This is a genomic window from Tautonia sp. JC769 (assembly GCF_040717455.1).
Classification (GTDB): Bacteria; Planctomycetota; Planctomycetia; order Isosphaerales; family Isosphaeraceae; genus Tautonia.
The window spans coordinates 112,567-125,737 of sequence record NZ_JBFEFH010000002.1; the positions used below are offsets into that span (position 1 = coordinate 112,567).

Consider the following 13,171-nt stretch of genomic DNA (forward strand, 5'->3'; position numbering starts at 1 on the left):
CCGAGGCCGATCCGATCTCGGCGTACCGCCACGGTTCGGATCGGCGTCGGCTCGAATCGCCCCGCCGCCCTCCCGGCAACGGCCGGGAGGGCGGCGGGCCGTGTTCACATCGGCAGGCTGATGTCCTTCCGGTTCTCGCCGGGCTGGACCTCGAGATAATCCTCGGTGTCGGAAAGCTCGCGATCGCTCATCGTCTCGGGCGACTCGACCCGGATGCGGTTGCCGCCGATCAGCGTCGTGATCGTGTAGGAGCCGTCCGGACCGATCGGCGCGTCGCGTTGCGGCGCGTCCTTCCTCAGATGATTGGACGCGTCGAAGACGATCCGCCCTTGCTTGGGCGCCTTGCCGTGGATCGTGATCGTGCCGGTGACCGTCGCCTCGGTCGTCGAGGTCTCGACCGGCGGCTTCCCCGACCCGCAGCCGATGGCCACGCCGCCCGCCAGGGCGACCGAGGCCAGCCGGAGCCATCGTCGATTCGGGACTCGCATGGGTGTTCCTCCCGCTGATCCGAATCGCCCCGCACCGATGCCGAGCGATTTCGAACATCGAGCATCGCACAGGTTTTTCGAAAAAACAAGCGAGTTTATCTGCGATTTTCCCTGTGTTCCTGGCCGGCCCCGCGACGGACGGCGACCGACGATGCCGGGCAGTAGGTCAGTCCGCCGCTCGGGAAGATTCGAACGCGGGGTGATGACTCCCCGGCCGACCCGGCGAGCAACGCCAGGCGTTGCCGCAGTTCCGCCAGGTCGGAGTAGAGTCGGATCGGCCCGAGCCGGGGGCCGATCCGGTCGCGCAAGGGGGGGGCATACACCAGGACCTCTCGGTCGACGACCAGCTCCCGGGCCCATCGGACCATGAACGAGGCGGCGCTGCCCGAGGCCGCGGCCACGCGGTCGGCCATCGCCAGGCCGCGACGCATGACGACCCCGCCGGGCGCCCCCGTCGCGGCGATGGCCCGCATGGCGGGCATCGGGAACGAGCGGTCGATCTCACCCGGGTCGGTCCAGAAGAGGCCGACGAGCGCCCCGCCGCTCCGGCAGGCGGATCGGTGGTTGAGCAACACCTTGAAGCTCTGCATCGGGTCGCCCGGCCAGGGGGCGTTGCCGGCGATCACCACGTCGGCGAGTTCGGCGTCGGGGGCCCGGTAGCGCCTCGCGACCTCGGCGGCGAGTTCGTCCTGCACGGCGTCGGGATGCCCGCTCGCCACCCGGAAGACCTGGCCCGGCGGCCCGAGCACGTGGCTGATCGACACGCACGGCCCGAGCAAGCCCGCCGCCCCCCGGATCGCCCGGCGCATGGGGTTGGCATCGGCCGTCGAGCCGAGCAGGGCCCCGGCGTCCCCCCCCAGGCCGACCCGGTGGATCGCCCCCAGCGTCGAGCGATGGCTCGTCCCCGGGAAGATCAGCTTGTATCCCCCCCCGAACCCGGCCTGGAGGTGCGGCAGGACAGAACCGATGAGGATTCGCAGATCCGCCTGCGCCACCGGCCGGAAGACCCGGACCGGGATGCCGTCGGCCGAGGTCCCGCGATCCTCGTACTGCGCCAGGTCATCGACCGGCGGGCTGAAACAACGGTACGAGGCGGCCACCTCCTCCCCGACCCGCCGAGCCATGGCCTCGGCGTCGACCGCGTGATGCCGGCCGACCCCGATACTGATGCTGATGTCCCGATCCAGAACCCCCCGCGACTTCAGGCGCCCCAGGACGACCGGCAAGGCTTCCCGCACTGGAGTCCAGCGCGAGGGGTCATCGACCACGATCGCGACGGTCGATCCCGGCGTCACCATCGCCTCGATGGGGGATAGGCCCCCGAGGGGGTGGTCCAGGGCTGCGGTCAGGGCGGCCCGATACTCGGCGATCGGCCCGTCGAGCGCCGGCTCCATCACGTCCGGATCGGGCCAGCCGTCCGGGAGGCTCAGGTCCAGGGGCGGCCCGTCTCCCCAGGGAATCGCGACGGAGGCAGGCATGACGAATGATTCCTTTTTTCTTCAAATGACAGAATGCTTTCAAATGCTCAACTTCGGACCAATGTTCCCAGAGGGATGGGGCCGTTCCGGCCTCCCGGCGAGGGGTCGAGATGGTGCCGGAACCAGAGTTCGAGCATGAGCAGGGCCCAGAGGCGGTAGGCGTGGTCGCGTCGGCCCTCGGCATGCTCGGCGATCATCCGCTCGACGGCCTCGGGGCGGAAGAGGCCGCGGCCGAGGCTGACCGGGTCGAGCAGGACCGCGCGGAGTTCGTCGCGGAGGTCGCCGCGGAACCAGCGGTCGATCGGCACGCCGAATCCCATCTTGGATCGGGTCCGGATCGGCGGCGGGATCAGGTCGGCGAACGCCCGCTTGAGGATGACCTTCGATCGCCCCCTGCGGAGCCGGAGCTTGCGGTCGAGCGGCATGGCCAGGGCCAGCTCGACGACCCGGTGATCGAGGAACGGCCCCCGGCATTCGAGGCCGTGGGCCATGCTGGCCATGTCCACCTTCGTCAGCAGGTCGCCGGGCAAGTACGTGAGCAAGTCCGCGACCATGGCCTGCGTGACCGGGTCGCGCCCCGAGGCGACGCCGAGCGCCCGGTCGAGCACGAGGGCGGGGTCGGCCTCGTCCGGCTCTCGCGCGGCGGCCTGGGAGAGTTCGTCGAGAAACGCATCGGCGTAGAGGCCGGCCCGCGTCTCCTCGTCGAAACTGGTCATCCAACGCAGATAGCGATCGGTCCGGGAGAGGCCGACGGCCTCGAGCCAGCGTTTCGCGGCCCGGAGCCTCGTCTTGGCCCGGGCCGAGGCCGGCAAAGCCCGGGCGACCGGGCCGCCGAGCCACGGGCCGATCCCGCCGGGAAGCTTGGCCACGAACTCGGCCAGGGCGATTCCCCGGTAGCGGTCGTAACCGCCGAACAGCTCGTCGCCAGCGTCCCCGGTCAGGGCGACGGTCACATGCTCGCGGGTCATCCGCGAGACGTGCCAGGTGGGCAGGGCCGAGCTGTCGGCGAACGGCTCGTCGAAGTGCCAGGCCAGCCCCGGCAGGGTCTCCCAGGCCTCCGGCTTGACGAGGAAGGCGTGGTGCTCGGTCCCCAGGAACTCGGCGGCCATCCGGGCATACGACGATTCGTCAAACGCAGGATCATCAAAGCCGATGGAGAACGTCTTCACGCGATGTCGTGCGTGCTGCTGCATGAGTCCGACGATGATCGTCGAGTCGATCCCGCCGGAGAGGAAGGCGCCGAGGGGCACGTCGGCGGCCATCTGCTCGCGGACGGCGTCGGAGAGGGTGGCGCGGAGGTCTTCGACATCCTGCTCGACGGGCCGCTCGATCTCGCGGTCCCAGTCGGGTTCCCAGTAGCGTTGCAAGCTCAGGTGACCGTCGTGCCAGACGAGCGTGTGGGCCGGAGGAAGCTTATACACTCCTTCGAGGATCGTCCGGGGATGCGGGACGTATCCATAGGTCAGATAACGATCGAGCGCGAGCGGGTCGACCCGACGCGGCAGGTCCGCCTCGGGCAGGGTGAGCAGGGCCTTCAGCTCGCTGGCGAAGAGGATGCGGTCGGCCTGGACCCGGTAGACGAGCGGTTTCTGGCCGAGGCGGTCGCGGGCCAGGACGAGCCGCCGGCGGGGGGCGTCCCAGACGGCGATGGCGAACATGCCGCGGAGCAATCGGGGGAAGCCGGGGCCCTCGTCCTCGTAGAGGTGGCTGATGACCTCGGTGTCGCCTGCCGATCGGAGGGTGTGGCCGCGAGCTTCGAGGCGGTTGCGAAGCTCGGGGAAGTTGTAGATCTCTCCATTGAACGCGACATGGATCGTGCCGTCCTCGTTGCCCATCGGCTGGCGGCCGCCGGGCAGGTCGAGGATCGAGAGGCGGCGGAACCCGAGGGCGGCGTGAGCGTCGCGGAAGGTCCCCAGGTCGTCCGGACCCCGGTGTTCGAGGCGGGCGATCATCGCGCCGAGCTGCCCATCCGTCGGCCCGGCTCCCGAGGTCGTCCAGGCTGCTCCGCAGATGCCGCACATCGCGTTCACCGATCGTTTGGGTAGAATGGACGAGGGGTGGGTGGCCGAGGTCGCGCACCGCCCGGGGATTCGAACCGGAGGATCGCCTGATGCCTGGCCCGTTTCCTGGAATGGACCCGTACCTGGAAGAGAAGGCCCTCTGGCCGGGGGTCCATCAGGCGTTCATGACGTTCGTCTGGGGGACGCTCAACGAGCTGCTGCCGGAGCGGTACGTGGCCAACTTGAATGAGCGGCTGTACATCGACGAGCCGAATCGGTCGATCATCCCGGACGCGGCGATCCACGAACGATCATCGCCGGGGGGCAGGGGCTGGGGCAACCCGGGGGCGTCGGCGGAGGCCGGGGTCGCGGTCCTGGACGAACCGTGGGTGCTGGAAACGCCGTCGGAGCCGATCCGGGAGGGGTTCGTCGAGATCCTGCCGGCCAGGGATCCGGATCGGGTCGTGACGGTGATCGAGCTGCTCAGCCCGTCGAACAAGGCGAGCGGGACGACCGGCCGCGAGGCGTACCTGGCCAAGCAGGACGAGGTCCTGAGGAGCCCGGCCCACCTGATCGAGATCGACCTGCTGCGGTCGGGCCAGCATACCGTGGCGGCCCCCCGGGATGCGCTGGCCCGACGGGGGATCTACGACTACCTGGTGAGCCTGAACCGGGCCACCCGGCGGATTCGGTTCGAGGTCTGGGCCAGGACGATCCGTGATCGGCTCCCCCGGGTCGCCGTCCCCTTGCTGGGCGACGACCCCGACCTGGTGCTCGACCTGCAGCCGATGCTCGACCGCTGCTACGACCTCGGGGCCTATGCCCGCCGGATCGACTACGGGAAGGACCCGGTCCCCCCCCTCACCAGGGCCGACGCCGAGTGGGTCGACACCTTGCTCCGCGAGCGGGGCCTGCGGAACTGAGCGGCGTCCGGGGCCCCGAAATCGCATCAACACATCCACATTCAATCTGCAGACTCAGCCGCCGAGGGACCAGGCGGCGAGCTGGACGGTCCCCTTGATGGTCTTCATGGCCTCGGTCACGGCGCTGTGCTCGAAGCCGGAGTGCATCTTGCAGTTCTGGCAGCGGCGATCCTGGCGGCTCTCCCAGTAGGCCCAGTCGGTGGTTTGCCAGAATTCGGACCAGTCGGGGTAGTAGCCTTCGCCTTCGATCAGGTAGCAGGGGGCTTTCCAGCCTTTGGGGGTGTAGTTGACGGTCGACCAGGGGGCACAGGGCAGTTCGCGGAGGCCGGCGGCGAATTCGAGGAAGGCGGGCGTGGCGCTCACCTTGTATTTCTTCGAGAACGCGCGGATGGCCTGGAACTTCTCGTGAATCTGCTCTTTCGTCAAAAAGACGTCGGCGTCGACGCTCTCGTATTCGTAACCGGGGGAGATCAAGATCCCCTTGGCCTTCAGCTCGTCGACGAGCTTGCAGAGCTGCTCGACCTCGGCCACGTCGGTCTGCTTGTAGACGGTGGTGTTCAAGTAAAGCGTATACCCCAGATCCTTGCCCTGTCGGATGGCGTCGATGGCGGTGTCGAAGACGCCGGCGCGCTTGGTGATGTAATCGTGGGTCTCGCGCATGCCGTCGAGGTGGATCATCAGGAACAGGTGGTCGCTGGGCGGGATGACGCCGTAGAACTTGTCGTGCAGGCGGAGGGCGTTGGTGCAGATGATGATGTACTTCTTGCGGGCGATCAGCTCGTCGATCAGCTCTTTCAGCTCGGGGTAGAGGGTCGGCTCGCCGCCGCAGATGTTGACGATCGGGGCGCCGCAGTCGTCGACGGCCTTGAGGCACTGCTCGACGGTCATGCGGTCCTTCAGCTTGCCGGTGTAGCGTTCGGTCGAGCAGCCGATGCAGGAGAGGTTGCAGGTGTAGAGCGGTTCGAGCATCAGGACGGTCGGGTAGCGGTCGACCCCGGCGCGTTCCATGCGGCTGCGGTGCTTGGCCTGGGCCAGGGTGAATCCGAAGGGGTATCGCATGAGCCCGCTCGCCTCCTTGCTCGTCTCGCGGAGCGGCCGGGCCGTGGTCGCGGGGCCGGCGCCGTCCGTGGGGATGGATGCCTGGTTGGTGTCGGTCGGTCGATCGGTGGTCGAGGGCGGCCGGCGGTCGGACGGGAGCCCTCGGGGCGTAACCCCGGCATCATTCCGCATTTGGCTCGGCGACGCAAGCCCAAGCGCGGGGTGACGGCTCGGCGGACTCAAAATGGGTAAGTTGGGATGTCAGTTCGGGTTCGGGACGATCGGATCGCCGAGCAGGCCCATGCTGACGAACGAGGCGAGCATGACCAGGCCGAGCAGGGCGAGGACGAGGGCGACGGCGGTCCCCATGCCCGCGCCGGGCAGCTTCAGGTCGCCGCGATGCAGGGCGCGGAGGTAGTGGCGGTAGCGGAGGGTCGATCCGACCAGCACCCAGATGCCCAGCGCGACCAGGATGGTCCCCATCCAGAGCGAGGCCCGCGAGCCGCTCGGGTCGGGGGCGAGTTCGCCGCCGAGGTTGGCCATCTCGCGGAGGAACCAGCCGAACCGGGCGACGACGAAGCCGAAGCCCATCAGGGCCAGGCCGGTCCTCATCCAGGAGAGCAGGGTCCGCTCGGCGGCCAGGATGATCCGGGGGTCGGTCTCGGCGGGGGTCTGCCGGGGGATGGGATCCTCCATCTCGGGCGAGTCCTTTCCTGCGTGCAAGCTCCGGGGCAACCGGTCCGGCCTGCGGGAGCGGCAACGGCCAGGACCACGGCTCAGGCATCGGATTATCCGGAGCGGGCCGATCGAGGGTCAACCCCGAGCGGCCGGGGCGGAAACCGGCCCCCGGTGCGCGGGTCGGAAACCGGCCCGGTGCGCCCGAATGCGGCAACCGAAATCCGACGATCTGGCTTGCGGGGAAAGAGGTTAGGGCGAAGGCGTCCGGATCGTTTCGGGGACCGGGCGCCGGGGCATTGGGTTCGTTTGGCGCGGGGGACAACGGGGTTTTGGCCACGGATCGAACACGGATGGAACACGGATGAGGGGGCAGGGGATCGGGAGGGGAGGGCGGGGCCTGGTGCGCGGTCGGGAGGGGGCATGGTGCGCCCGGAATCGGCGGCGGGGACGGGGCGATCATGTTGGAGGGCAAAGGGGTTGCGCCGAGGGCGCTCGGATCGTTTCGGGAAGCGGGCGCCGGGGCAATGGGTTCGTTTCGCGTGGGCCATCCGGCCCCATTGGGTTCGATTCGCCCGGGCCATCCCGCCCCGATGGGTTCGTTTCGCGCGGGCGACTTGGTCCCGACGGGTTCGCCTGGTGAGGGAGGAGGCGGAGGCAATGGCTTCGTTCGGCGAGGGCGATCCGGCGCGAATGGGTTCGTTTCGTGACGGAAGGGGTGGGGCGGTTCGCTCGGGTCGGAGGAGGGGCGAGGGCGCGGCGAGGCGTCCGGGTCGGGAGGGGCGAGAGACGGCCCCGACCGGGCAAGGAGGGAAATCATTGCGTGATTGCGGGCGCGCATCATGGCCGAGAGTACGAAGGAGCCGGAGGCGAAGACGAGGGCGGGCCGGAGGAGGGATCGGGGGCCGACCCCACGACCATAAGATCGAGAAAATCGGCAGGGGCAGTCACCAAATCCGGGAAAGCGCGGCCAGAAGGGCGGGACGGGGGGGAACTGGCCCCGGGGCAGGAACAATGGTATACCTCCGTGTCCGGAGGGGTGCGCGGTGGCAGAGTGATCGGTTCGGCCAGGAGCGTTGGGGCGATGGCGAAGAAGAAGGCCGAGGCGCCGTTGTTGGAGGGCTTCCCGATCGAGGCGGCCGGGGCCGAGATCCGCCCCCTGCCGCCGGGCATCCGGGTCTTGCTCTTGCCGAAGCTGGTCCGCCAGGCGGCCGAGAGCCTGCGCGATGTGAACCGGGAGCAACGAGACGCCGCCCATGAGGTCTTCCGGAACTGGATCAACCGATTGGTCTCGGGGGGGATCGGCAAGCTGACCGAGACGCAGGTCGAGCACGAGTTCTATTCCGGCCTGATGGTGGCGCTCGGCTATACGAACGTGACGAACCCGACGGCCGACCAGTCGTGGAGCCTCCAGCCGAAGTGGCCGATCGCGGGGGAGGGGGCGGTCGATGCGGCCATCGGCCGGTTCGGCGTGGACGACTCGGGCAAGGTGGCGGGGGAGCCGACCGTCCTGGTCGAGATCAAGGGGGCGGGGACGGACCTCGACGCGAAAGGCTCGCGCAGGGAGTCGCCCGTGCAGCAGCTCTGGCGGTACCTGAACGCGACCGAGTCGGCCCGCTGGGGGATCGTGTCGAACTACACCGAGATCCGGCTCTACAGCCGGGAGAAGACGAGCAAGCACGTCCACCGGGTGATGCTCACCGGCCTCGACGACCGCCAGGCGTTCGCCGAGTTCTGGGCGGTGTTCAGCCGGGTCGGCCTGCTGGGGTCGGGCGAGGTCGAGCCGCTGGCCGCCCGGCTCCTGCGCGAGACGAGCGAGGAGCAGGAGGAGGTCAGCGACAAGCTCTATGCCGAGTACGCCGAGAGGCGGGTGGAGTTGATCCGGGAGTTGCGGGACAAGGGGGTGGACGACCTCGACGCGGCGATCGCGGCCGCGCAGAAGCTGCTCGACCGGGTCCTGTTCGTCGCCTTCGCCGAGGACCGGGGGTTGATCCGCAACCGCCGGCAACTGGAGCAGACCGCGGCGACCCGGTATCCGGGGATCACCACCTGGAACGCCTTCCAGTTCCTCTTCCGGGCGATCGACACCGGTGACGAGGGGATGGGGATCCCCGGCTACAACGGCAGCCTGTTCAAGCCCGACCCGATCCTGGACGACCGGGGCCTGGCGCTGAGCGAGTCGTGGGCGAATGTCTTCCGGGCGATCGGCGGCTACGACTTCCGGGACGAGGTGAGCGTCGACGTGCTGGGGCGGATCTTCGAGCGGTCGATCACGGACATCGAGGCGATCAGGGACGAGGGGCTTGAGCAGCACGAGCAGGCGCTGGCGGCCGAGCGCCGCAAGCGGAACGGGCAGCGGAAGCGGCACGGGGTGTACTACACCGATGCGTTCATCACCGAGTACCTCGTCTCGGCCGCGCTCGACCCGGCGTGGGAGGCGGCTCGGGCCGATCGGATGGCGGCGGCCGGGCTGGGCGAGGAGGAGGAGGGGGCGGGCGAGCCGCCGGCCGGGGCGCTGGCCTCGTACGCCCGGGGGATGCTCGACTGGCTGGACGGGCTGACGGTGTGCGACCCGGCGTGCGGGTCGGGGGCGTTTTTGATCGCCGCGTACGACTGGTTCGAGGGGAGGCGTTGCGAGCTGCTCGACGACCTGCGCCGGGCCGATCCCGACGCGCCCGAGTGCAAGGGGGACCGGGAGGATTGGAAGGCGCGATCGGCCGACGTGATCCTGCGGCGGAACCTGTACGGGGTGGACCTGTCGCCCGAGTCGGTCGAGATCGCCCGGCTCTCGCTCTGGATCCGGACGGCCCGGCCGGGGCGTCGCCTGACCGACTTGTCGGACAATGTCCGGGTGGGGAACAGCGTGGTCGATGACCCGGCGCTCGACCCCCGCGCGTTCGACTGGACGGCCGAGTTCCCGGCGATTGTGGAGGGCGGGGGGTTCGACGCGGTGATCGGCAACCCGCCGTACGTGCGGCAGGAACGGCTCGGGCCGTTCAAGGAGCACTTCAAGGGGCGGTTCCGGGCGTATCACGGCATGGCGGACCTGTACGTCTACTTCTACGAGCTGGGCGCCAACCTGCTCCGGCCCGGCGGCCGGCTCGCCTATGTGGTGACGAACAAGTGGATGAAGGCCGGTTACGGGGAGCCGCTGCGGACGTTCTTCGCCGAACAGACGTGGGTCGAGTCGGTGGTGGACTTCGGGCACGCGAAGCAGTTTTTCAAGGATGCGGATGTGTTCCCGTGTTTCCTGGTGGTGAGGAAGCCGGATGACGAACCACGGCCGGAAACGGCGCGGGTGTGCATCATCCCGAGGGAAACGGTCCGGCTGGACGAGTTGAGCAATCAAATAATCACGGAACGAATCGCGGTTGAGCTTGATCGATTTAGTTCTGACTCCTGGTCACTCGAACCGATCGCTGTCCATGATTTGCTCTCGAAAGTTCAGGGTGCGGGCCAATCTCTCTCTCAGGTCGCCAACGCCCAACCGCTTATGGGAATCAAAACGGGTTACAACGAAGCCTTTTTGATCGACTCATCGACCAGGGAACGAATTCTCGCCGAGGACCCGGGATCGGCCGGATTGATTCGGCCGTATTTGAGGGGCCAGGACATCGCCCGGTGGCATCCGGAATGGGCCGGGCTTTGGATGATCGCCCTGAAGTCGAGCGGAGATCATCCCTGGCCCTGGGCCGACCTGGGAGCCGAGGCGGAAGCATGCTTCGCGGAGACCTACCCGGGGATTTACGCCCATCTCAAGCCGTTTGAACCGGCCCTCATCCAACGGCAGGACAAAGGGCGGTATTGGTGGGAATTGCGTTCGTGTGCATACTGGGATCACTTTGAGAAGCCGAAAATCATCTATCAGGAAATTCAATTTCATCCTTCATACTCGTTCGATTCGACCGGCATGCTTGGTAACAACAAAACATTCTTCATCCCTGTTGAGGCCCGCTATCTCCTGGGCATCTTGAATAGCCCAACGATGTGGTGGCATAACTGGCGGTATTTGCCTCACATGAAGGATGAAGCGCTGTCGCCGGTTGCATATCTGGTCGAAAAATTGCCGATCCCAAAGCTCGCAAAAAAATCAAAAGATTTGATTTGTGAATGCGTTGACAAGCTCATGGCCATTTCGGCAGAGTCTCAAGAGTCCAATCGTGACCTGCTCGACTGGCTCCGCGTCCAGTACGACATCGCCACGCCCAGCACGAAGCTGAAGAACCCGATCGGCCTGAGTTCCGACGACTTCGTGACCGAGGTGCAGAAGTTGCGGGGCAAGAGCAAGGGGTTGACCTCGGCGGGGCTGAAGGGGTTGCGGGAGGAGTACGCGAGGACGATCGAGCCGGCGCGGGAGCGGGCGGCCGAGGCGCTGCGGCTGGAGGAGCGGTTGCACGACCTGGTGAACGAGGCGTACGGCCTGACGCCCGAGGAGGTGCGGTTGATGTGGGACACGGCGCCGCCCCGGATGCCCATCCCCCGGCCGGCCTCGACCCGGTGAAGGGGGGACTCGCCTCGATTGCGAGCGGCGAGCGGGGGATGCCTTCGCCGATGAGGACGCGGGGCGGACACCGACGCCTCGTTGCCTGCGGCACCCGGACACCGTGGCCGGTGTCCGGGCCACCCGCGCAAACACCGGGGCCGGTGTCTGGGATACCCTCAGGCCACCGCGGCAGGGGGATGGCGAACTTTGACAGGGTGCGTCATCGAGGAGTATCGTGATGGGAGGTGGCCACCGCGATCCCCATGGAGCCGGTTTGATGGACGTTTCCCTGACGCCGGAGCTGGAGAAGCTCATCCAGGACAAGGTCGAGAGCGGGATGTATCCGTCGGTGAGCGAGGTGGTGGGGGAGGCCCTTCGCCTGCTGGAGGAGAGGGACCGGATCCGTGACATGAGGCGTGAAGACTTGCGCAAGGAGATCCAGATCGGCATCGACCAGGCCGACCGGGGCGAGGTGGCGCCGCTGGATGTTCGAGGCACGCTCGCGACGGTTCGCCGCCGTCGGCGGGACGGCAAGGACCTGGGCTGATGCCCCGGGTCATCCGCACTCGACAGGCTCAGGAAGACCTGGAGAGCATCTTTGATTTCCTGGACACGCAAGGTTCGCAGCTCGCGGATCGCTTCGCCGAGATGCTTGACGAAGCATGCGAGCGCTACGGGAACCATCCCTTGATGGGGGCTTCCGCCGAAGAGTTCGCGCCGAACCTGCGTCACTTTATCGTCTGGAATTACGTCATCTTCTACCGACCGACCGCCGATGGCATCGAGATCATCCGTATCCTTCACGGGGCACGCGATCTCCCGTCCTTCTTCCCTCGGTGATGGCGCCGAGCGATCACGTTGATCGGATCGTCGATGACGAGCGGATTGACGTGGTGGCGGTCGTTCATGCGGCCCGACGGTTGCCTCGGCTTTGACCCGGACGACGAAGCCGCATGCAGCGACGCCGGGCGGAGCCCGACGCCTCGTGTGCCTGCGGCACCCAGACACCGTGGCCGGTGTCCGGGCCACCCGCCGATCGGCTCGTGACCGACGACTGCATCCGGGCGTCGTGACCCGCGACGTGTGGCCGGGGCAAAGCGCAGCGTGCCCCGGGGTCGGGAGCCTGACTCGGACGGGGCACGCTGCGCTTTGCCCCGGCCACACGTCCGGACCCGGACGGGGCACGATGCGCCTGGCCCCGAGGGCGGGAACCTGACTCAGCCGGGGCATGATACGCCTGGCCCCGGCCACTCGTCGGGCACGGGGCGGCACGGTTCGGGGCGATGCGGGATCAGCCGCGCCACTCGGCGTACCAGCTCGCGTCCTCGTAGGCGGCGTTCAGGGCGACCATCGCGGCGGGGTCGCCGCCCCGGTCGGGGTGGAGGAGGAGGGCGCGGCGGCGGTAGGCGGCCTTGATCTCGGCGAGGGAGGCGGCGGTCGGGAGGCCGAGGGTGGCGAAGGCGACGGAGGGGATCCCGGAGGGCCAGGAGGCGGCCCGGGCACGCTCCCGGGCCTGCCGCTCCCGCTCCTCGCGCCGGAGCAGGAGGTCGTCGGCGAAGGGGGCGATCCCGCCGGTGCCGACGCCGTGGAGGAGGAAGCGGGCCCGCGCCTTGCGGTCGGTGAGCACGTCCTCGGCGTTCGCCGCCCAGCGCTCGGCGACGGCGCGGAGCGTGGGGTTGGTTTGCAGGCGATCGAGGAAGGCGGCCTCGGCCTCGTCTCGCCCGCGATACTGGCCGAGGTGGAGCACGATCCGGCTGCGGATGCGGCGTTTGGGCCGGTGCTGCTCGACGACGACCCAGATGATCCGGTCGTCCTGCTCGACGGCCATCAGCAGCATCGCGGTCGGCCTCCTGGGGATTCCGGCCTGGGGTGGAAGGGGTCGCTCACGGCGGTTCGGCCCCCGTGATCCCTGGAGTTTACCTGATGGATTGGTGCGTCTTCGAGAGACGCGACGGCCGACTCCCGCTTCCCGTCGAACCCGGTGGGATTCGGGTGCCCCGGGTTCCGCGCCGCGGACCCCGGGCCGGGGGGCGGCAGGTCCATGCAACTCCGCCCGGGGTCCGCGGCGCGGAACCCGGGGCACCCG

At 68.4% G+C, this 13,171-nt stretch carries 10 protein-coding genes; 4 read left to right on the plus strand and 6 right to left on the minus strand.

Going from position 1 to position 13,171, the window contains the following annotated elements:
* Positions 1-104: 104 nt before the first annotated feature.
* From AB1L88_RS02885 to asnB, 3 genes are all read right to left on the minus strand, one after another.
* Positions 105-488: a hypothetical protein gene (locus AB1L88_RS02885; protein WP_367095122.1), complete on the minus strand. Its 384-nt coding sequence runs from the start codon at positions 486-488 to the stop codon at positions 105-107.
* A gap of 95 nt (positions 489-583) precedes the next feature.
* Positions 584-1,966 carry a lactate racemase domain-containing protein gene (locus AB1L88_RS02890; protein ID WP_367095123.1) on the minus strand — a complete coding sequence of 461 codons (1,383 nt, stop codon included), beginning with the start codon at positions 1,964-1,966 and terminating at the stop codon, positions 584-586.
* A gap of 47 nt (positions 1,967-2,013) precedes the next feature.
* Positions 2,014-3,987, minus strand: a complete 1,974-nt coding sequence (gene asnB, locus AB1L88_RS02895) for an asparagine synthase (glutamine-hydrolyzing) (protein ID WP_367095124.1) — start codon at positions 3,985-3,987, stop codon at positions 2,014-2,016.
* Positions 3,988-4,076: 89 nt separating this feature from the next.
* Here asnB and AB1L88_RS02900 point away from each other — a divergent pair, with 89 nt between their 5' ends.
* Entirely contained in the window at positions 4,077-4,889 is an 813-nt protein-coding gene (locus tag AB1L88_RS02900) for a DUF4058 family protein (RefSeq protein ID WP_367095125.1), read from the plus strand.
* Positions 4,890-4,943: 54 nt separating this feature from the next.
* Here AB1L88_RS02900 and hpnH read toward each other — a convergent pair whose 3' ends face one another.
* A complete protein-coding gene (gene hpnH, locus AB1L88_RS02905) occupies positions 4,944-5,948 on the minus strand; it encodes an adenosyl-hopene transferase HpnH (protein ID WP_367095126.1) in 1,005 nt (334 codons plus the stop codon).
* Positions 5,949-6,188: 240 nt separating this feature from the next.
* Positions 6,189-6,623: a DUF202 domain-containing protein gene (locus AB1L88_RS02910; protein ID WP_367095127.1), complete on the minus strand. Its 435-nt coding sequence runs from the start codon at positions 6,621-6,623 to the stop codon at positions 6,189-6,191.
* Between the two features lie 1,063 nt (positions 6,624-7,686).
* Between AB1L88_RS02910 and AB1L88_RS02915 the strand changes: the two genes are divergently transcribed.
* The 3 genes from AB1L88_RS02915 to AB1L88_RS02925 all read left to right on the plus strand — a co-directional run bounded on the left by AB1L88_RS02915 (position 7,687) and on the right by AB1L88_RS02925 (position 11,925).
* The gene (locus tag AB1L88_RS02915) at positions 7,687-11,103 is read left to right on the plus strand and encodes a DNA methyltransferase (RefSeq protein ID WP_367095128.1); all 3,417 of its coding nucleotides are present in this window, start codon (positions 7,687-7,689) and stop codon (positions 11,101-11,103) included.
* Between the two features lie 259 nt (positions 11,104-11,362).
* Positions 11,363-11,632, plus strand: a complete 270-nt coding sequence (locus AB1L88_RS02920; protein ID WP_367095129.1) for a type II toxin-antitoxin system ParD family antitoxin — start codon at positions 11,363-11,365, stop codon at positions 11,630-11,632.
* Complete coding sequence (locus AB1L88_RS02925; protein WP_367095130.1) at positions 11,632-11,925, plus strand: type II toxin-antitoxin system RelE/ParE family toxin; 294 nt, start codon at positions 11,632-11,634, stop codon at positions 11,923-11,925. The genes AB1L88_RS02920 and AB1L88_RS02925 overlap by 1 nt, the downstream gene beginning before the upstream one ends.
* A gap of 451 nt (positions 11,926-12,376) precedes the next feature.
* On the opposite strand, the gene AB1L88_RS02930 is transcribed toward AB1L88_RS02925, so the two are convergent.
* Positions 12,377-12,922 carry a J domain-containing protein gene (locus tag AB1L88_RS02930; RefSeq protein ID WP_367095131.1) on the minus strand — a complete coding sequence of 182 codons (546 nt, stop codon included), beginning with the start codon at positions 12,920-12,922 and terminating at the stop codon, positions 12,377-12,379.
* Positions 12,923-13,171 lie beyond the last annotated feature (249 nt).

Coding starts and splice junctions, on each gene's coding strand:
- AB1L88_RS02885 (WP_367095122.1), bottom strand. CDS start 488: ATGCGAGTCCCGAATCGACGATGGCTCCGGCTGGCCTCGGTCGCCCTG.
- AB1L88_RS02890 (WP_367095123.1), bottom strand. CDS start 1,966: ATGCCTGCCTCCGTCGCGATTCCCTGGGGAGACGGGCCGCCCCTGGAC.
- asnB (WP_367095124.1), bottom strand. CDS start 3,987: ATGTGCGGCATCTGCGGAGCAGCCTGGACGACCTCGGGAGCCGGGCCG.
- AB1L88_RS02900 (WP_367095125.1), top strand. CDS start 4,077: ATGCCTGGCCCGTTTCCTGGAATGGACCCGTACCTGGAAGAGAAGGCC.
- hpnH (WP_367095126.1), bottom strand. CDS start 5,948: ATGCGATACCCCTTCGGATTCACCCTGGCCCAGGCCAAGCACCGCAGC.
- AB1L88_RS02910 (WP_367095127.1), bottom strand. CDS start 6,623: ATGGAGGATCCCATCCCCCGGCAGACCCCCGCCGAGACCGACCCCCGG.
- AB1L88_RS02915 (WP_367095128.1), top strand. CDS start 7,687: ATGGCGAAGAAGAAGGCCGAGGCGCCGTTGTTGGAGGGCTTCCCGATC.
- AB1L88_RS02920 (WP_367095129.1), top strand. CDS start 11,363: ATGGACGTTTCCCTGACGCCGGAGCTGGAGAAGCTCATCCAGGACAAG.
- AB1L88_RS02925 (WP_367095130.1), top strand. CDS start 11,632: ATGCCCCGGGTCATCCGCACTCGACAGGCTCAGGAAGACCTGGAGAGC.
- AB1L88_RS02930 (WP_367095131.1), bottom strand. CDS start 12,922: ATGCTGCTGATGGCCGTCGAGCAGGACGACCGGATCATCTGGGTCGTC.